Here is a 19,449-nt window from a genome sequence, read left to right as displayed (position 1 = left end):
AAGGGCATGAGCTGGGGACAGCGCGATTTCATGCTGCCAGGACGCTCGCTGGCGGTCGGCGAACGGGGCATGGTCGCAGCCTCTCACCCCGCCGTCACGCTGGCTGCGGTCGAAATCCTTCGCAGCGGCGGCAACGCCGTCGACGCCGCGATTGCTGCCATCGCGCTTCAGGGTGTCATCGATCCGCACATGACCGGCGTCGGTGGCGACTGCTTTGCGATTTATGCTCCCGCTTCAGGCAATCCCGTCGCCATAAATGGCTCGGGTCGCGCGCCGGCGAAGGCAGAACCGGGCTGGTTTCGGCGGTGCGGATTGACGTCGATCCCGGATGACTCGCCCCATGCCGTTACAATTCCGGGGGCGGTCGATGCCTGGTGCCGGCTCTCCGCTGATTATGGTTCAAAGGGCCTGGACGAAGTTTTGGCGCCTGCGATCAAGGCGGCCGAGAACGGCTTCGTCGTGACCCCGCGCGCCGCCCTGGACTGGGCACGCTATGGCCATCGGATCGAACGGCATCAGACCGGGGTGGCGGTGTACCTGCCCGGTGGCACTGCGCCCGTTGTCGGCGGCAAGCTCAGCCATCCGGCGCTCGGCGCCACGTTACGCCGCATTGCACGTGAGGGCCGCGCTGCGTTCTACGAGGGGGCCGTCGCCGATGAAATCGTCGCGATCTTGAAAGCGCTGGGCGGCCTCATGGAGGCCGATGACCTTGCGACTGCGCGATCGGACTACGTGACGCCAATCAGTGCCGACTACCGGGATCATCAAATCTGGCAATGTCCGCCGAACGGACAGGGCGTGGCAGCGCTGCTGATCGCGCGAATCCTTTCCGGCTTCGACATGGCCGATCCAGCGCTCGGCGAGGCAGAGCGCATCCATCTTCTGGCCGAGGCGACCAAGGCGGCTTACCGGCAGCGCGATGCGCTCGTTGCGGATCCCTCATTCAGCCCCTTCGATATCGACGCATTGCTCTCGGAGGGATCAGTCGCGACATTGCGCTCTCGCATCAGGCGCGAGCGTGCGAGCGCGCCGACGGATTTCGACATGCCCGTTCATCGTGACACTGCCTATGTCGCGGTCGCCGATCGCGACGGCAACATGGTGTCTCTCATCAATTCGCTGTTCTTCGCTTTCGGAAGTGGCATCTACGCGCCTCGCTCGGGCGTGTTGCTTCAGAATCGGGGTTCGGGATTCTCGCTCATTGACGGGCACCCCAATGTGGTCGCGCCTGGAAAGCGTCCATTCCACACCATCATTCCGGGCCTGCTGGCCAGGCGCGGCAAACCGGTCATGGCCTTTGGCGTGATGGGTGGACAGTATCAGGCGACAGGACATATGCAGATCCTGAGCGGCATGCTCGACCGCGGTTGGGACATTCAGCAGTCCTCGGATGCGCCACGCAGCTTTGCATTCGACGGCGTGTTGACCCTCGAGCCTACGATAGCCTCCTCGATCGCCGATGACTTGACCGGTCGCGGCCATCGCGTGGTCCGGGCGGACGAGCCGTTGGGAGGTTTCCAGGCCGTGCATGTCGATGTGTCACGGGGCGTCATGTTTGGAGCATCGGATCATCGCAAGGACGGCATCGCGTTGGCGGCGTGACCGAGGTGAGGGAGAAAAGCGATGTTGGATCGGGCGAAATGAACGACATCGTCGAACCGATCCTGTCGATTGAGCAACTGACGCTGGCACTTCCCGCCGGCGCCGATCGGACCTTCGCGGTCGAAGATGTCTCGCTTGCCTTGCATGCGCGAGAGATCCTCTGTGTTGTCGGCGAATCCGGCTCTGGCAAATCGCTCTGCGCCTCCGCTGCGATGGGCCTGCTGCCACACGCTATTCGTCCAGTTGCTGGAGCCATTCGGTTCGAAGGGCGCGATTTGCTGAGGCTGGCGCCGGCCGAATGGCGGACATTGCGGGGGCGGCGTATCGCAATGATCTTCCAGGAGCCGATGACGGCGCTCAATCCTGTGATCCGGATCGGCGATCAAATCATGGAGGCGTTCGAGGCGCACGAGCAACTGACGCCGCCCGAACGGCAGGAACGCGTGCGCGCGCTGCTTGAGGAAGTGGGCTTGCGTGATCTGGAGCGGATCATTCGCAGCTATCCGCATCAGATGTCGGGCGGCCAACGTCAGCGTGTCATGATCGCCATGGCACTGGCGCTCGAGCCGTCGGTTCTGGTGGCAGACGAGCCGACCACGGCGCTTGACGTCACCACGCAAGCGCAAATCCTTCGGCTCATCCGCGACATCCAGCAGCGGCGCGGCATGGCGGTGCTTTTCATTACTCATGATTTCGGCGTCGTCGCCGATATCGCGGACCGCGTCGCGGTCATGGAGAAAGGGCGGGTTGTCGAACAAGGGTCTGTCGAAGATGTTCTGAGACGCCCGAATGATCCTTATACCCGCCGGCTGCTCGCCGCCGTACCGGGCGGAGTTCCGCCGGAGCGGACGCAAATCAAGGACGAACCGATTGCCTGTGCCACGATAGGACTTGCAAAGACGTACCGGGCGAGCGGATGGTTTGGAGCGCGGACCGAGGTGGCGGCCGTCAGGGATGTGAGCTTCGAGATCCGGCGCGGCGAGACGCTCGGCCTTGTCGGAGAGTCGGGCTCGGGCAAGAGCACGATCGGGCGATTGGTGATGCGTCTCACCGACGCCGATGCAGGCGTGGTCCGCATCGGCGAACTTGATTTTTCCAAAGCGCACGGACCGCGTCTGCGGGCCGCGCGAAAGCACATCCAAATGGTTTTCCAAGATCCCTTTGCCTCGCTCAACCCGCGCCGTCGCGTCGGACGAATCATCGCCGACGGTCCAATTGCGCATGGGGTTCCGCCGGCGCAGGCTTTCACTCGCGCCGAGGAGCTTTTGGCTCTCGTCGGCCTCGATCCAGCCGCCGCGCGACGTTTTCCGCACGAATTTTCCGGTGGTCAGCGCCAGCGGATCGGCATTGCGCGTGCGCTGGCGCTCGATCCTGAGGTCTTGGTCGCAGACGAACCAGTATCTGCGCTCGACGTATCGGTTCAGGCACAGGTGCTGGCCCTGCTCGAGACACTTAAAGAGAAGCTGCGGCTGGCGGTGCTGTTCATCACCCACGATCTCAACGTTGCGGCCCAGGTCTGCGACCGGATTGCCGTGATGCGCCTCGGCGAAATCGTGGAGATCAGGCCGACCGCAGATTTGCTCAATCGGCCGGAGCATCCTTATACGCAGGCATTGCTGGCCGCGGTACCGGGGCGGCAACGCAAAGCCACGGACCGACCTAAGCCCATACCATCATCGAAGGAGGTCTGATATGCAGAAGCTCACCGAACTTCCGATACTGCGTGTCGGGCTCATTGGCAGCGGCTTTATCGCCGCATTCCATCTGCAGTCCATGCTCGGCGTGCGCAATGTCAGCGTCGGCGGCGTGTACAGCCGCTCCGCGCAGCGGCGTGCGCGTATCGCCGACAAGGCGCGCAGTCTTGGCCTTGGACAGGCGCGTGTGTTCGACAGTATCGAAGCGATGGCCATTTCCGGCGAGGTCGATGCGCTCTGGCTGCTGACACCGAACGACACGCGTCTCAACATCATGCGTGAGATTCACCGGGTGACCAAGGCTGGAGCCCCATTGCGCGCCGTCGCATGTGAAAAGCCGTTGGCCCGCACGCTTGCGGAGGCGCGGGAAATGCGCAGGCTTGCCGAAGATGCAGGCCTGCTCCATGGCTATCTGGAGAACCAGATATTTTCGACTGCGGTGATTCGTGGCAAGGACATCATTTGGCGACGGGCCGTCCCTGGGAGCGGCCGCCCTTATCTTGCTCGCGCGGCGGAGGAGCATTCGGGACCGCACGAGCCATGGTTCTGGCAGGGCGACAAGCAGGGTGGCGGAGTTCTTTCCGACATGATGTGTCATTCGGTCGAGGTCGCACGCTTCATGCTGACTGCGCCCGGTGCGAACCGCCAATCCCTGCGGCTGGTCAGCGCCAGCGCCACTACGGCCAACCTAAAATGGACACGGCCCCATTATGCCGCCGACCTCAAGAAACGAATGGGAATCGATTTTGCAAAGCGTCCCGTCGAGGATTTCGCGCGCGGCATCCTTACGATGGAAGATGCGGACGGACACCAATTGATGATCGAGGCGACGACCTCGTGGGCTTACGTTGGCGCCGGGCTGCGTATCCAGCTCGAGCTGCTCGGCCCCGAATATTCGATGGAGTTCTCGTCGCTTTCAACTGGGCTCAAGGTCTTTCTTTCGCGCACGCTCACCGGGTCCGAAGGCGAGGATCTCGTCGAGAAGCAGAATGCCGAACAAGGCTTGATGCCCGTGGTCGAGGACGAAGCCGGTATCTATGGTTACACAGACGAAAACCGTCATATGGTCGAAGCATTCAGGCTTGGTACGAGCCCTGCCGAGACCTTCGATGACGGAGTCGGAGTAATGGAAATGCTCATGGGGCTCTATCGCTCTGCTGAACTCGGACAGACCGTGCATTTCCCGGACCCTGAGCTCGAACACTACGTTCCGCCCGTGGCTCGGTGAGGGCGTGAAAATACGCGAAAGCTCGGTAGTCAAGGTCTCGGTTACACCGTCCACGAAGTAGTCTTGTTCACGGTCATCACATAGATTGGTGAATGGCAGCACTACGAGCGAAAGATGAGGTGGTGAATTCGCCTTTGCGCTCCCTCATCGTTCTCCACGGCCCAGTTAGGCGCTCGCGCAGGCTCCTGTAGTTCCTGCACCTGCCGAGCTATTGTCGACATTGCAGTTCATTAGATCAAAAAAGCGATGTAAGCTAGTAGATCGAGGCCGCCATTCGGCAGGCCAAGGTCTCGCGAATGACGCCATAGCGATCCTCGTGGGTTGCAGACGTCGATAATACAGGTGACCTCTACCTGCGACTTCGATATGTTGCAGTTGCTGCCAGGTTGAGGGGAGTCCAGCCATGGCGATGTCTACTCGCCGGCTATTCGAGCAGAGTGAACGAGTACGTCTCTGGGCGTCCCGAATATCCGGTGGCCTTGCTCTCTGACCTGCCGCAGTCCGACACGATCATCGATCATCGCGTTGACAGGTTCAGTACTCGGAATAGGCCATCGAAGACCCCGACGAACACGGTTTGACCTCCGCGACCGGTCTGACGCGATTGAGTTTCGCAGTTGCCTTTGCGTGCTCGACCCGAGATTTGGGCTGCTCGACGGCGGAGTTTCGTCCGCGTGTGCTCCGCTTCTGCTCGATGATCTTCGAAGTCCCTTGCACAACAATCGCGGTTTGATCCGGCAGATGCACCACTTCGCTCGAGGAAATTGGCTGTGGCTACGCTTGAAGCATGTGCGGGATTTCGAGTCGGTCTGCTGTCGTCAGCGTATCATGCGGGCCAAAGGTGGCATGAGCGGGCGGCGCGTCCACAGGCTTCATCGTGCGCGGCGGCATATCGAGCTCCATCACCGCGAGCGTACCGAGGCCAGCAAGGATGAGAGCCACTCTCATCTGTCACGCGCACCGAAGGAGAAGCCTCGCTCAAAGCCTGCCGGAGATGAGCGTCGGAAGTTCGGAGGAGATCCAATGAGGCGGCTTGGCGGCAGAATTGAACCAGTCGGCGCGCTTACGGGAGCAGAGGCAGGGTTAACGCAGGTCGGGCCCGGATGGATGGCGGGCGGGACTGCGAAGGGCCTTTCGCGATCTAAACGTGCCTTCGCGATTGCGTCGGGCTGAGTGGTGGCCGAACCGTGATGTGGTGTTCACTGCAGGAGCGCGCTGGCGGCCGCCGGCTTTGTTCAGACCTTAGTAGCTGGTCCCGGGTTGCCACCGAGGCCGGTGAAAGGTGTCCGTATGATTGAGTGTCTCAAGATCGCCGTATCGACCGGCACTGCAGCAAGGGCAAATGGGCTGGGGCAGCTGAATAGCTGTAGGCCATTTTTTTTTGATCAGCGATGCCGCGCTGAGGGGCGCCACTACAAGAGCATGTCCACAATTGTCGCGGGGCGGTCGCATCGACTGCGTCGACGACCGCCAGACCCCGACCGCCAGACCCCGCCAAACACTTAATGTAGTTTTGATCAAAGCATGGCCACGCGATGGTGAATGGAGGGCCGCTTGGCAACTTTCGGAACTCGGGCCGCTCGGGAGCAAATGTTTCCCTCTGCGAGGGGGGCCGCCAGATGCGGCGTGCGAGTCACCTCGGACGTTCCGCCTTATCTGCCACCATGTCGGATCGCGCCGGCGCGACTTTCATATCGTTCAACCGGGCGCGGACCTCCGGTGTCAGGCCCGGGAAAGATGCTACCGGCGTGAAGTCCGGGGTCTGGTCGTTGCCGACCCGTATGCCGGAATAGGCGACGAGTCCATCGGCGGTGGCGAGCACGTCCCCTGTGCGCAAGGAGCCGTCCATCGCGAGATCGACTGACGCTAGGCCGCCGGGATCGTGGCCGTTGCAGGTACAATCGGCCCGCAGTGCCTTCCGATAGGCAAAGGCGTTTTCGCTATCGGCGTAGCGTTCGCCGGTTGCGGCATAGGCGCTGTCGATGCTGGCCCCGACAAAAACCTTGGTCGGGCTTGCCGGACAGAAGGCTTGGCACATCTGCGCCGGTGAGGCAGCACCGCGCATCAGCGGAAAATACTTGCCGTCGCAACTGCGCACGCAGAAGGCAGGTCCCGCGCTTGCGACTGCCGGCCGAGGCGACGATGATTGCGGATTATTGTTGAAAAGATTGCCGAAGAACTGGTGCTGTTGCTTCTGGCTGCCGCCGAAAACGAAATCAAGCAAGCCTTCGGCCGAACTCATTTCGGGCGTCAGTGCCACCGGGGCAACGATGGCGGCAACAAGAGTGCAGCGCAGCTTGCTCTGAAAGGACAATTCGACACGCAATCCTTGCTCCACCCGACGCTTGAGCACCAAAAGATGGATGAGAAACGCGCTCTAAACGGGGCGAAGAAGGGGAAAGAACTAGGCGAGCGGGTACGGCAAGCGCCACATTTCGGTTGCGTTTCTTAAAATCTGCCGTCTCGATCTCGTGCTGCTCGCCGCGATCAACGTTCAAGGTTGTCGCCGAGGAGCCCGACGCATCGACGTCGCTTCCGCATTGTGGTGTGTACACTACATGCGCATCTGATCGCAGACAAGATGAGTGGGCCTCGCCGGATGCGACGGACGGGCCGATCGCCAAGGTCCGACGTCATTTCATCCCGTGGAAGGTCAAGATCGTCCGCATGCGATCGGCCGCACGGTCCGGATCCGCAAGCAACCCGACCGAAGCGGCAAGCCGGAAGACACGACAAAGGTGCAGGATGGAGCGGGCTCCTTGCTGAGCTCCGAGCATCGTGAAGTGATCCTGGTGGCCGTTCAGATAGGCTAGGAACACGATGCCTGTTTTGTAGTATTGGGTCGGCGCCCGAAACAGCTCGCGCGAGAGCGTAACGGTTGGATCAATGATCTCACGGAAAGCCTTGGTGCCGGCCGCTCCATCCTCGTTTCTTAGCGCGAGCAGGGCAGCGGACGCGATCGGCGCGATCGCGTCGAAGATGCCCAGCAAGGCATGGCTGTACCCCTGATCGTCTCCAGCAATGAGCTCGGGATAATTGAAGTCATCGCCAGTATACATTTTGACCCCAGGAGGCAGTTGTCTGCGCATGGCAATCTCGTGCTCCGCGTTGAGAAGCGAGATCTTGATGCCGTCAACCTTCTTGACGTTGTCCGCGATTATTCCAAGGCAGACCTCCATTGCCGCGGCAACGTCGTGATGCCCCCAATAGCCGGCGAGCGCCGGATCGAACATGTCGCCGAGCCAGTGTAGGATCACGGGCCGGTCCGCTTCGGCGAGCATTCGCCTGTAGACTTCCACATAGTCGGCGGGCCCGCGTGCTGCGCGTACCAAGGCCCGGCTGGCCATGATGATCACGCGGCCGCCAACGCCCTGAACGAATGAGAGTTGATCCGAATAGGCCCTCAGCACCGCATTGAGATCCGCTCCTACAGGATCGATGTGATCCGTGCCGACGCCAGAGAAGACGATGGCCCCAGGTCGCCTCTTGGCGCTTTCGACCGTGTTTCGGATCAATATCTGTGCGGACGGCCAATCGAGGCCCATGCCGCGCTGTGCCGTGTCCATCGCCTCGGCAACGCCCAACCCGAGATCCCAGAGGTAATCTCGGAAGCGCTGGGTGGCTTCGAAATCGATGGCGATATCGCGCATCGGAGAGATGTCGGCCCACGGGTCGGAAACGACATGTCCCGCAGAGAGGGCGACGCGCCCCAGAGGCTGGCTCGGTTTGGCCGTTCGCCATGATGCGGGCGCGGGCATCGCGAATTCTTCGAAGCGGCCGTTATCACCTGGCAGTCGAATGACAGTCATTTTGCGCTACCTCCATCGTCCAAATGTTCTGCAGCGGGCGAGCAGGGTCGTTCCGCCTTCCTGCACGACCGGTCCATCCTGCTTCCTGACTCGGAATGCGGGAGCGGCGAGATCCTCGAACCAATATTCACCGGCCGGGAGAGGGCACCGGGGCTCGGCCATCACAGGCTCCTGAGTGCAAGGCCGCCATCGACGCGAACGACTTCGCCGGTCGAATAACCAAGCTGGCCGCTCGCCAACATGGCCGCTGCCCTTCCGATGTCGTCGGGCTCACCCCAGCGCTTGATCGGGGTCAGTCCTTCGGCGATGAGGCGATCATATTTCTCTCTTGCGACCGCAGTCATCTGGGTGCGTATAATTCCGGGCCGAATCTCGTACGATCCGATGCCATGCTCGGCGAGTCGGATCGCGAAGAGCTGGGCCATCATGGAAAGCCCCGTTTTGGAGATGCAGTACTCTCCGCGGTCGATCGACGCGAACTCCGCATTGATCGACGAGACGGTGATGATGCTGCGGAATGACGATGAATTCGCTTCGATCATTCGCCGTGCGATCTCCTGAGTTAGAAAGAACGGGCCACGCAGGTTGATATTCATGACGCGGTCATAGCTCTCCGGCGTCATCTTCAAGAGATCATCGCGGACGCTCACGGACACACCAGCATTGTTGACGAGGCAGTCGATACCGCCAAAGGCATTCCAGGCTTCATGCACGAATTGAGGGTGCTGCTCGATCTGAGAAATATCCAACGCGACAGGCTTTGCTTCCCTGCCTGTTTCGCGGATGGCTGCCACCGTCTCGACGAGACCTTCCGAGCCGGGTAGGTCATTCGCAATGATAGTGAAGCCGGCTCTTGATAGCGCCAGCGCGATGGCGCGCCCAATACCGCGCCCTGCTCCCGTCACCAAAGCGCTAGGTCGTGGCTGATTGTCCATACCGGTTCCCTTCCACGCGCTCGAGCCGAAGCGAGCATCGTCGCCAATTTGGAACGTTCTATAATACTAAATTCGGAGATTCGAGCTTTGAATTCCGGATTCACCGATTTTATAGCCCTTGCGCAATGTCGAGAATAGGAGTATTGGAACGTTCCAAATTTCGGGAGGCTCGCGAAGGGCATGGCGCGTGAGGGGCGCAAGAGTCGTGCGGTGACGATCCTCGACATTGCCAAGTCGGCGGGCGTGTCGAAGTCGACGGTGTCGCTTGTGCTCAAGAGAAGTCCTCTCGTCAAAGAGGAGACGCGCCAGCGCGTGGCAGGGGCCATGGACGCTCTCGGCTATGTCTACAACCGCGGTGCCGCGAGCTTGCGGCGCGCAAGGGCCGACATCGTTGGAATGGTCATTAATGACCTGTCGAACCCGTTTTTCGCAGAGCTTGCCATTGGCATCGAGCGCGCCCTGCAAAACTCCGGCTTTGTTCCGTTCATCGCCAATACCGCTGAAAGCGTCGTCCGGCAGGCTGAGGTGGTGCGCTCAATGCGGGAGCATGGCGCCGCCGGCCTGATCCTCTGTCCGGCGCTCGACACTGACGTGGCGGAAATCTCACGGCTCGAGGCGCGTCTACCCATCGTGCTTGCGATCCGGCGGATCATCGGAACCCGGGCGTCACTGGTGGTTTCCGACAATCTGGCCGGTGCAGCGCGAGCGACCGAGCATCTGATCGAGCTCGGCCATCGCGATATTGCTTTCGTCGGCGGCGTCGGCCGGATGGTCGTTTTCCAGGACCGTGTTGCAGGGTTTGCCGGCGCGATGGAGAAGGCGCGACTTGCCGTCGAGCCCGCGCGGACCATTGAGAGCATGCCAACGAAGGATGGCGGCTTCGACGCCATGAAGCGTTTGCTGTCTTTGGACAGGCGACCAACAGCGGTGGTTTGCTTCAACGACGTCGTGGCCATCGGCGCGATGTTGGCGATCGCACGACAGGGGCTGACCGTCGGGCGCGATGTTGCCGTCGTCGGTTTCGATGATACCGCCGAGGCCCGTCATGTCTCTCCCGCTCTGACCACTGTGTCGGTTGATGCTGGCAGTCTCGGAGAGCGCGCCGCGCAGATGCTGCTGAGGCAGATCAACGAGGGCGAGCGTCGTCTCGAGAGTTATGTGGGCGAAGCGCGGTTGGTCGTTCGGGAGAGTTGTGGGGCGGATTTCAAACGGAGGATTGCATCTTGAGTGACCTGCGTTGGGGATTGATCGGTGCAAGTACGATTGCGCGCGAGTGGATGATCGAGGCCATCCGCGGAGCTGGCGGCGAGGTGGTGGCTGTGATGAGCAGCGATCCGGAGCGCGGGCAGCGATTTGCCAGCGAGAACGGGATCGCGACAGCAACAACCAGCCTCGACGCGTTGCTCGGAAGCGGTATCGATGCGGTCTACATCTCGACAACAAATGAGCATCATTGTTCGCAAACGCTGGCCGCAGCCGCGGCCGGGAAGCACGTGCTGTGCGAGAAGCCGCTCGCGTTGAGCTTGGCGGACGCAAGGCGAATGGTCGCGGCCTGCAAGGCGGCGGGCGTCCAGATGGGGACAAACCATCATCTGCGCAACGCGGCCACCCATCGCGCAATTCATGCCGCGATCAAGGCGGGCCACATCGGCAAGCCTCTGTTCGCCCGCGTGTTTCATGCGGTCTATCTTCCGCCGCACCTGCAGGGCTGGCGGATTGAGAGGCCGGGAGCGGGCGGCGGCGTCGTGCTCGACATTACCGTTCATGATGCCGATACCATGCGTTTCGTGCTCGACGACAATCCTGTCGCCGTGACGGCGATGACGTCGCGGGGTGGTTTGGGACGGGCGGGACTCGAAGACGGCGTCATGGGGGTGGTGCGCTTCGAAAGCGGGCTGATTGCTCAGTTCCACGACGCCTTCACGACCAGATACGCGGTGACCGGCTTCGAGGTCCACGGCGAAGAGGGATCGCTGATCGGGACAGACTGCATGACCCAGCAGCCCAAAGGCGAAGTCCTGCTGCGCACCAAAGACGGCGAGAGGCAGCTCACGATCGCGCACGAGAATCTCTATCTGCGGGCGGTACGCCTGTTCGGCGACGCTGTTGCTGGTCGTGGCGCGCCGTCGGCTACGGGCGAGGATGGTATCAAGTCCTTGAGCGTCGCGTTGTCGACGCGCGAGGCAGCACGAACGGGACGCGAGACTTCCATCGATCTGACGATCTGAGGCGGATATGGCACGAACGAAGGTCTTGAGCGCTTCGGAGGCGGCCCGTCTAATCCCCGATGGCGCCGTGGTGACGGTCTCTTCGTCGTCAGGGCTGGGCTGCCCGGACGCGGTGCTCGCCGCGATCGGCGCAAGATTTGATGCCGAAGGCCGCCCGCGCAACCTGACGACGCTGCATCCGATCGCTGCCGGTGACATGTGGGGCGTCAAAGGCATCGATCACGTCGCAAAGCCTGGATGCCTCAGGAGGGTCCTGGCCGGCTCTTATCCGTCCGGCCCTTCCTCAGCGGCTCCCCCTGCGATCTGGGAGATGATCTCGGGGAACACCATTCCCGCCTACAACGTGCCGTCGGGAATCCTTTTCGACATGCATCGTGAAGCCGCAGCGAAGCGCCCGGGCGTTCTGACCAAGGTCGGTATGGACACCTTCGTCGACCCGACGCGCGAGGGCTGCGCGATGAACGCCAAGGCCGTCGCCGAACCGATCGTCAGTCGTGTGAACTTCGCCGGCGAGGATTGGCTGTTCTTCCCGAGCATCGTTCCGCAGGTAGCGATCATTCGCGCCACCACTGCGGACGAGCGCGGCAACCTCTCCTATGAGCACGAGGGCGGCATTCTCGGGCCGCTCGATCAGGCGCTGAGCGTGCGCAACAATGGCGGTCTCGTGATCGCCCAGGTCAAGCGCCTCGCGGCTGCCGGCACCTTGCGTCCTCACGACGTCGTCGTGCCAGGGGTACTCGTCGACGTCATCGTCGTGGCCCCGGACCAACTGCAGACCACGAACACGCCCTATGAGCCCGCGATTTCCGGCGAGATATTTCGGCCGATCGCCTCGTTCGAGACGCCGAAATTCGACGTCGGCAAAGCCATCGCACGCCGCGTCGCGATGGAGCTGCGCGAGGGCGACGCGGTCAACATCGGGTTCGGCATTTCGGCCAACGTCCCGCGTATTCTGATCGAGGAAGGCCGGCACGGCGCGGTCACTTGGGTGATCGAGCAGGGCGCCATCGGCGGCATTCCGCTGCTCGATTTCCAGTTCGGCTGTGCGTCCAATGCCGAGGCCATCGTCCAGTCGCCACATCAATTCACTTATTTCCAGGGCGGCGGTTTCGACATGTCGCTGCTCTCGTTTCTGCAGATCGATCGCTCGGGTTCGGTCAACGTTTCGAAGCTCGGCCTCCGTCCCCATGTGACGGCCGGGGCTGGCGGCTTTGTCGACATCACGGCGCGAGCCAAGCGCATCGTGTTCTCGGGTTATTTCACCGCGGGCGCAGGGCTCGAGATCGCGGACGGCTCATTGCGGATTGCCAGGGAAGGCAAGGTCAGGAAGCTCGTCAACGAGGTCGAGCAAGTGTCCTTCTCGGGCAGGCGGGCGGTCGCGCAGGGGCAGGAGATTGTCTACGTCACCGAACGGTGCGTCCTAAGGCTCGAGCCAGAGGGCGTCACCGTCGTCGAGATCGCGCCCGGTGTTGACTTGCAGCGCGATGTGCTTGCACAATCAGAGTTCGATCTGCGAGTTAACGGCAATCTGAAGTTGATGCCGGCCGCGCTGTTCCATCCCGAACCGATTGGCCTTGAATTGCGGAGGGCAGCTTGAGCCCATTTGTCGAATTGACCTTCCAGGGATCGATCGCCCGCCTCGGCCTCAAGCGCCCCGACAAGCTCAATGCGCTTGATCGCGACATGGTCGAGGCGCTCGGCGAGGCGGCGCGGGCCATCGAGGCCTCGCGCGAGACCCGCGTGGCGATCCTGTTCGGCGAAGGCAAGGCGTTTTGCGCCGGCGGTGATATCGCGGGTTGGGGCGGCCTGCCGGCGCTCGACATGTGGCGCGATTGGACGCGCGCGGGTCATCGCGCGTTCGAGGCGCTGGCCCGCCTGCGCGTGCCGCTCATTGCAGCGCTCACCGGCCACGCCTTCGGCGGCGGACTGGAACTCGCCGCGGTGGCGGACGTGCGCATCGCCGAGCGCGGCATCAAGCTGGGGCTTCCGGAGACGGGACTGGGCATGGCGCCGGGCTGGTCGGGAACGCAGCGCCTGGTTCGCCGCTTCGGTGCCTCCGTCGTGCGGCGCATGGCGCTCACGGGTTGTCTGTTCACGGCCGAAGAAGGCTGCGAGCTCGGCCTGGTCGACGAAGTGACCGACGGTGGTCAGGCGCTGAAACGTGCCGAGAGTCTGGCGTCTGATGTTGCTGCGCGCGGCCCGCTCGCCGTGCAGATCGTCAAGGCCATGATCAATGCGGCCGAAGGGGAGGACAGGGACGCCCCTATTGAAGGGCTTGCCGGCGCGTTCACCGCCACCACCGATGATCTCGCCGAGGGCATTGCCGCCTTCAGGGGCAAGCGTGCCGCTCGTTTTGTTGGACACTAGGAAAGGAGCTTTGAAGGCGGGCCGCTTCTGGTGGCGGCGGCAACCGGAGACGACAACGATAAAGAGATTCAAGAGCCGAACAGGCCTCTCGAAACGGTGCCGGACCGCTTCCGGCAGGAAACGACCAAAAAGGGAAGGGACACGCGTATGAAGTTCCGCGCATTTCTGATCTCGACGGCCTTGACTGCCGTCACCATCAGCTATGGGACGCTGGCGCACGCGGCGGATGTCAAGGAAGTGCAGATGCTGCATTGGTGGACGTCAGGCGGCGAGGCGGCTGCGCTCGACGTCATCAAGCAGGCCGTGGCCAAGCAGGGATATGCCTGGAAGGACGTGCCGGTCGCCGGCGGCGGCGGTGGCGCGGCAATGACCACGCTGAAGGCCAATGTCGCCGCGGGCAACCCGCCGACGGCGTCACAAATCCTCGGCTACTACGCGCTCGAATACGCCGAACAGGGCTCGCTCGCCGATATTTCGTCGCTTGCGGACAAGGACGGCTGGGACAAGGTCGTGCCGGCTGCACTGCAGAAGTTTGCCAAGACCAATGGCAAATGGGGTGCCGTTCCGATCAACATCCATTCCGTCAACTGGATCTGGCTGAATAAGGCCGTGATGGAGAAGATCGGCGGTACGGAGCCGAAGAGCTTCGATGAGTTTGTCGCGCTGCTCGACAAGGCAAAGAAGGCAGGCGTCATTCCGCTCGCACTCGGCGGCCAACCCTGGCAGGNAGGCGACGATGTTCGATTCGATCGTCGCCTCGACCGGTGGCACCGATTTCTACAAGAAGGCGTTCGTAGACCTCGACGAAGGCGCGCTCAAGTCCGATACGATGAAGAAGGCGTTCGACAACCTGGCCAAGCTGCGAGACTACGTCGACCCGAACTACACCGGACGCGATTGGAATCTCGCTACGGCCATGGTGATCAAGGGCGACGCGCTCGTGCAGGTGATGGGCGACTGGGCTAAGGGTGAGTTCGCGGCAGCGCACAAAGAGGCGGGAAAGGACTACCTCTGCTACCGCTTCCCGGGCACCGACGGCTCCGTCTTCTACAACTCCGACATGTTCGCATTCTTCAAGGTCCCGGCGGATCGCCAGGCCGCGCAACTTGCGCTCGCGCAGGTGACGATGAATCCCGACGTCCAGTCGGCGTTCAACGTCATTAAGGGCTCCGTCCCGGCGAGAACGGACGTTTCCGACGCTGCCTTTGACGTCTGCGGCAAGAAGGGCATCGCGGACGTCAAGGCGGCCAACGCAAAGGGTACGTTCTTCGGCTCGCTCGCCCAGAACTACGCCCAGCCGCCGGCCATCGCCACGGCCTACTACGATGTCGTGACGAAGTTCATGCACGGCGGAATCAAGACGTCGGACATTGCCGTGACTGAACTCGTGAAGGCGATCAACGCCGCAAAGTAGTGGTTCGGCGGCTCCTCTCCCGTTTGCGCTGATCTGCAACCGGGAGGGGCTGTCGAGATCGAAGTCATCGCTAGGCCTGCGTCGCTGTCTATGGCTCATCGCGGCGAGGGGCGTGGCTTTCGGAGGATCATCATGACCGCGATGACCGAACGCGAGGCAGCAACCGCGATGACCAAGCGTCAGCCCGGCCCGTCTCTACGCGGCTGGTTTCAGGACTGGTTGCCGCGGCTTGTGCTGGCGCCGTCGTTCCTGCTCGTGCTGGTCTTCGTCTACGGCTTCAATCTCTGGACCCTGTTCCTGTCGTTCACGAGCTCGAAGGCGTTTCCGACCACGAACCTGATCGGCTTCACCAACTATTTGAGGCTGTGGAACTGGACCTTCGAGACCGACCCGCCATCGAACTGGTACACCGCGCTCGTCAACATGGGTCTGTTCGGCGGCCTCTACATCTTCTTCTGCCTGTTCCTCGGCCTGCTGCTGGCGATCCTGCTCGATCAGAAGATTCGCGGCGAAGGCATTTTGCGGCCGATCTATCTCTATCCGCTGGCGCTGTCGTTCATCGTCACCGGCACGGCCTGGAAGCTGTTCCTAGATCCGCGCATCGGGCTCGAGAACGCCTTGCACGACTGGGGATGGACCAGCTTCCATTTCGACTGGGTCGTCGATCCCAAGATGATGATCTATTGCGTCGCGATCGCTGGGATCTGGCAGAGCTCGGGCTTCGTCATGGCGATGTTTCTTGCGGGCCTGCGCGGTGTCGACGGCGAAATCCTCAAGGCTGCGCAGATCGACGGTGCCTCGACCTACCAGACTTATCGCCGCATCGTCATTCCGATGATACGTCCCGTTTTCTTCTCGGCCCTGATCGTGCTGGCCCACATGGCGATAAAGTCCTACGACCTCGTGCTGTCGGTGACCGGCAAGAACCCCGGCGGCGCCGCGGAGCTGCCGTCAACCTTCATGTACTCCTATACGTTCACCCGCAACCAGATGGCGATCGGATCGGCCAGCGCGGTGATCATGCTGATGACGATCGCGGCGATCATGGTTCCCTACATCTATTCGGAAACCAGGGAGCAGAACCGATGAGCGCCGCCGATCTGGTCACGTCAACGCCGTCGCGCCGCGGTCCCGGCCATTCGCGGACGACCCGCATCGTCATCTATGGCCTGCTGTTTCTGTTTGCGCTCGTCTATCTCGTGCCGCTTCTGGTCATGGTGATGACGTCACTCAAGCCGCTGGACGAGGTCACCGGCGGCAACATGTTCGCGCTCCCGCGGCACCTGACTTTCGCGCCCTGGTCGATGGCGTGGGGCGAGGCCCGCATCGGGGTGTCGGACACGCGCGGGATCAGCGGCTATTTCTTCAACTCGGTGAAGATGGTCGTGCCGGCCGTCCTGATCTCGACCCTGCTCGGCGCATTGAACGGCTACGTCCTGACCAAGTGGAGCTTTTCCGGCCACAAGCTTGTGTTCGGGATGATGCTGTTTGCCTGCTTCATCCCGTTCCAGTCGGTCATCATCCCGATGGCCGTGATCCTCGGCGCGCTGGGCCGCATCGGAGTCGGCCTCGCCGACTTGACCGGCTGGTCGTTCGGTCTCGGCAACGCGACGGTCAATTTGGTGATCGTGCACGTCATCTATGGGCTGGGATTCACCACCCTGTTCTTCCGCAACTATTACGCGGCGTTTCCGTCCGAGCTGGTCAAGGCCGCCATGATCGACGGTGCAAGCTTCTTCCAGATCTTTCGCCGGATCCTGCTGCCGAACTCCACGCCGATCATCATCGTCACCGTGATCTATCAGTTCACGAACATCTGGAACGACTTCCTGTTCGGCTCGACCTTTGCGGCCGGCGACACCGCGCCGATGACGGTCGCGCTGAACAATCTCGTCAACACCTCGACGGGGGTGGTCGAATACAACGTCAACATGGCGGCCGCGATCATCGCCGCCGCACCGACGCTGCTCGTCTATGTCATTGCCGGTCGATATTTTGTCCGCGGCCTGATGGCTGGCGCCGTAAAGGGATGAAGAGATGGCCACGCTCGAGATCAACTCACTTCGCAAGCGCTTCGGGACGATCGAGGTTCTGAAGGGGATCGACATATCGCTCGAGAAGGGAGGCTTTCTGGTTCTGGTCGGCCCGTCCGGCTGCGGAAAGTCGACCCTGCTCAACACCATTGCGGGCCTGGAGGGGATCTCTTCGGGTGAGATCCGCATCGGCGGTGCTGTTGTCAACGACCTGCACCCATCAAAACGGGACATCGCGATGGTGTTCCAGTCCTATGCGCTCTACCCGAACATGTCGGTGGCCGAGAACATCGGGTTCGGCATGGAGATGCGTGGTGTTCCTCGAGCGGAGCGCGACCAGGCGGTCGCTTCTGTCGCGAGGACGTTGCAGATCGAACATCTCCTATCGCGCCGACCGAGCCAGCTCTCCGGCGGACAGCGACAGCGGGTCGCGATGGGACGGGCGCTCGTCAGGCGGCCCAGTGTCTTCCTGTTCGACGAGCCGTTGTCGAACCTCGATGCCAAGCTCCGCGTCGACATGCGGGTCGAGATCAAGCGTCTGCATCAGACGACCGGCACGACGATCGTTTATGTCACGCACGATCAGATCGAGGCCATGACGCTGGCGACCAAGATCGCAGTGCTCAAGAATGGCGAACTGCAGCAAGTGGGAAGCCCGAGCGAAATCTATAATCGTCCCGCCAACATGTTCGTCGCGGACTTCATGGGATCGCCGGCGATGAACCTGCTCGAAGGCGCGGTCATGCAAGCGGACGGCCAGCGGCGGATCGCGCTCGCGCGCAAGGATGGGTCATCGATCATGCTGCCCGTGCCCGCGAGTGCCGATGCTGCCGGGCTCAAGGACGGTGCCAGGGTGATCTTCGGCATTCGCCCCGAGGCCGTGAACGATGACGAAAGCATGGACCGTAACGCCAAATCGGTTGTCAGGTTCGATGCCAACGTGGAAGTCATCGAGCCTGCCGGATCGGACACCTACGTCGTGGTCCGGGTCGCTGGCAAGGAGGTGACCGCCCGCATGCGTGCCGATGCTGACGTCCGGCTCGGACAGCCGCACACTTTCGCGTTCAATCTCGACAAGGCGGTGCTGTTCGACCCAACCACGACGCGCCGTATCTGACTGGCGAACGAGCGCTGCGAGACCTGCATGAAGACCACGGAGACAGCCGATGTCCTCGTCATCGGATCGGGAATGGGCGGTGCGACCTTTGCCGCAGGTCTGGCGCCGACGGGCGCAAAGATCGTGATCCTCGAGCGCGGCCAGCGTCTGCGCGACTGCGAGGCTGCGCGAGACGCGAGGGCGATCTTTCAGCGCGGGGTGTTCCGGCCGCAGGAGTCCTGGCTCGATGGGGCTGGGCAGGCCTTCAATCCCGGCAATTACTATTACGTCGGCGGCAATACCAAGCTCTACGGGGCGGTGCTGATCCGCTATCGCGCGGAAGACTTCGCTCCTATCGCGCACCGGGATGGAACGACGCCGGGCTGGCCGTTCAGCTATGGCGAGCTGGAGCCGTGGTATAGCCGCGCGGAGCAGCTCTATAACGTGCGCGGCGCGCTCGGGGATGATTCCTCCGAACCTTTTCACTCCGCGCCTTATCCGTTCGGTCCGGTGCCGGATGAGCCGGCGATCGCCGTGGTGCGACAGCGCCTGAAGAAGATCGGGCTCAACCCGTTTTCGTTGCCGCTCGGCATCGACATCGAGACATGGCTCAAACGCGCCAAGACTCCCTGGGATGCATTCCCCGACGCGGGACACGGCAAGATGGATGCGGAGTCCTGTGGGCTGGCTTGTGCGCTCGCCCACGACAATGTCGAGTTGCGCGAGGAGGCGCAGGTCGAGCGGCTCGTCGCCGAGCCGGACGGCAAACGAATCGCCGGCGTCGAGGTCATCCAAGCCGGCGAGCGGAGGATGATCTGTGCTGGGATCATCGTGCTGGCGGCGGGCGCCGTCAATTCGGCCGCGCTGCTTCTGCGCTCGTCACAGGCCGGCATCGCGAACCGCTCCGATGCGGTCGGCCGTTATTTCATGAACCACAATTCCTCGGCCGTGCTGGCGATCGACCCGCGCGTCGTGAACGACTCGGTCTACCAGAAGACGATCGGCATCAACGATTACTATCTCGATGATGGGCGCGGCGGCCC

General features: G+C 62.2%; 16 protein-coding genes and 1 pseudogene. 14 read left to right on the top strand and 3 right to left on the bottom strand.

The window, feature by feature from the left end; genetic code table 11:
• The first annotated feature begins 6 nt into the window (after positions 1-6).
• Genes ggt through AOQ71_RS00365 form a run of 3 tightly spaced genes read left to right on the top strand, consistent with a single transcriptional unit; the run spans position 7 to position 4,524 of the window.
• Positions 7-1,602 carry a gamma-glutamyltransferase gene (gene ggt / locus AOQ71_RS00375; RefSeq protein WP_057740441.1) on the top strand — a complete coding sequence of 532 codons (1,596 nt, stop codon included), beginning with the start codon at positions 7-9 and terminating at the stop codon, positions 1,600-1,602.
• Between the two features lie 38 nt (positions 1,603-1,640).
• A complete protein-coding gene (locus AOQ71_RS00370) occupies positions 1,641-3,293 on the top strand; it encodes an ABC transporter ATP-binding protein (protein WP_083513821.1) in 1,653 nt (550 codons plus the stop codon).
• Between the two features lies 1 nt (position 3,294).
• Positions 3,295-4,524, top strand: coding sequence for a Gfo/Idh/MocA family protein (locus tag AOQ71_RS00365; RefSeq protein WP_057740439.1), 1,230 nt, complete (start codon positions 3,295-3,297; stop codon positions 4,522-4,524).
• A 1,633-nt stretch (positions 4,525-6,157) separates the two neighbouring features.
• Here the strand turns inward: AOQ71_RS00365 and AOQ71_RS00360 are convergent.
• Entirely contained in the window at positions 6,158-6,766 is a 609-nt protein-coding gene (locus tag AOQ71_RS00360; RefSeq protein ID WP_162268294.1) for a DUF2865 domain-containing protein, read from the bottom strand.
• On the opposite strand from AOQ71_RS00360, the gene AOQ71_RS45835 reads away from it, so the two are divergent.
• Positions 6,671-6,976, top strand: coding sequence for a hypothetical protein (locus AOQ71_RS45835; protein WP_162268287.1), 306 nt, complete (start codon positions 6,671-6,673; stop codon positions 6,974-6,976). The two genes, AOQ71_RS00360 and AOQ71_RS45835, sit on opposite strands and share 96 nt — an antisense overlap.
• A gap of 181 nt (positions 6,977-7,157) precedes the next feature.
• On the opposite strand, the gene AOQ71_RS00355 is transcribed toward AOQ71_RS45835, so the two are convergent.
• Both AOQ71_RS00355 and AOQ71_RS00350 read right to left on the bottom strand, forming a co-directional pair.
• The gene (locus AOQ71_RS00355; RefSeq protein WP_057740436.1) at positions 7,158-8,333 is read right to left on the bottom strand and encodes a dihydrodipicolinate synthase family protein; all 1,176 of its coding nucleotides are present in this window, start codon (positions 8,331-8,333) and stop codon (positions 7,158-7,160) included.
• Positions 8,334-8,494: 161 nt separating this feature from the next.
• Positions 8,495-9,268, bottom strand: a complete 774-nt coding sequence (locus AOQ71_RS00350) for a 3-ketoacyl-ACP reductase (protein ID WP_057740433.1) — start codon at positions 9,266-9,268, stop codon at positions 8,495-8,497.
• 180 nt (positions 9,269-9,448) lie between these two features.
• On the opposite strand from AOQ71_RS00350, the gene AOQ71_RS00345 reads away from it, so the two are divergent.
• The 10 genes and pseudogenes from AOQ71_RS00345 to AOQ71_RS46810 all read left to right on the top strand — a co-directional run.
• Complete coding sequence (locus AOQ71_RS00345) at positions 9,449-10,495, top strand: LacI family DNA-binding transcriptional regulator (RefSeq protein ID WP_057740431.1); 1,047 nt, start codon at positions 9,449-9,451, stop codon at positions 10,493-10,495.
• A 5-nt stretch (positions 10,496-10,500) separates the two neighbouring features.
• Entirely contained in the window at positions 10,501-11,496 is a 996-nt protein-coding gene (locus AOQ71_RS00340; RefSeq protein ID WP_283809554.1) for a Gfo/Idh/MocA family protein, read from the top strand.
• A gap of 7 nt (positions 11,497-11,503) precedes the next feature.
• Positions 11,504-13,093 carry an acyl CoA:acetate/3-ketoacid CoA transferase gene (locus AOQ71_RS00335; protein WP_057740429.1) on the top strand — a complete coding sequence of 530 codons (1,590 nt, stop codon included), beginning with the start codon at positions 11,504-11,506 and terminating at the stop codon, positions 13,091-13,093.
• Entirely contained in the window at positions 13,090-13,863 is a 774-nt protein-coding gene (locus tag AOQ71_RS00330) for an enoyl-CoA hydratase/isomerase family protein (protein WP_057740425.1), read from the top strand. The genes AOQ71_RS00335 and AOQ71_RS00330 overlap by 4 nt, the downstream gene beginning before the upstream one ends.
• Before the next feature lie 147 nt (positions 13,864-14,010).
• Positions 14,011-14,590, top strand: a pseudogene (locus AOQ71_RS46820) (ABC transporter substrate-binding protein); the annotation flags it as partial.
• Position 14,591: 1 nt separating this feature from the next.
• Positions 14,592-15,277 (top strand): ABC transporter substrate-binding protein (locus tag AOQ71_RS46815; protein WP_245316583.1); only part of this gene is annotated, 686 nt, incomplete at its 5' end.
• Between the two features lie 132 nt (positions 15,278-15,409).
• Complete coding sequence (locus tag AOQ71_RS00320) at positions 15,410-16,366, top strand: carbohydrate ABC transporter permease (RefSeq protein WP_057740531.1); 957 nt, start codon at positions 15,410-15,412, stop codon at positions 16,364-16,366.
• Complete coding sequence (locus AOQ71_RS00315; RefSeq protein ID WP_057740420.1) at positions 16,363-17,310, top strand: carbohydrate ABC transporter permease; 948 nt, start codon at positions 16,363-16,365, stop codon at positions 17,308-17,310. The genes AOQ71_RS00320 and AOQ71_RS00315 overlap by 4 nt, the downstream gene beginning before the upstream one ends.
• Positions 17,311-17,314: 4 nt before the next feature.
• A complete protein-coding gene (locus AOQ71_RS00310) occupies positions 17,315-18,427 on the top strand; it encodes an ABC transporter ATP-binding protein (protein ID WP_057740415.1) in 1,113 nt (370 codons plus the stop codon).
• A 27-nt stretch (positions 18,428-18,454) separates the two neighbouring features.
• On the top strand, positions 18,455-19,449 hold a 995-nt coding region (locus AOQ71_RS46810), incomplete at its 3' end, for a GMC family oxidoreductase N-terminal domain-containing protein (RefSeq protein WP_245316582.1).

The organism is Bradyrhizobium manausense (assembly GCF_001440035.1).
Lineage (GTDB): Bacteria > Pseudomonadota > Alphaproteobacteria > Rhizobiales > Xanthobacteraceae > Bradyrhizobium > Bradyrhizobium manausense.
The sequence above is the reverse complement of the archived record's forward strand: the minus strand, read 5'-3'. Positions and strand labels throughout refer to the sequence as shown.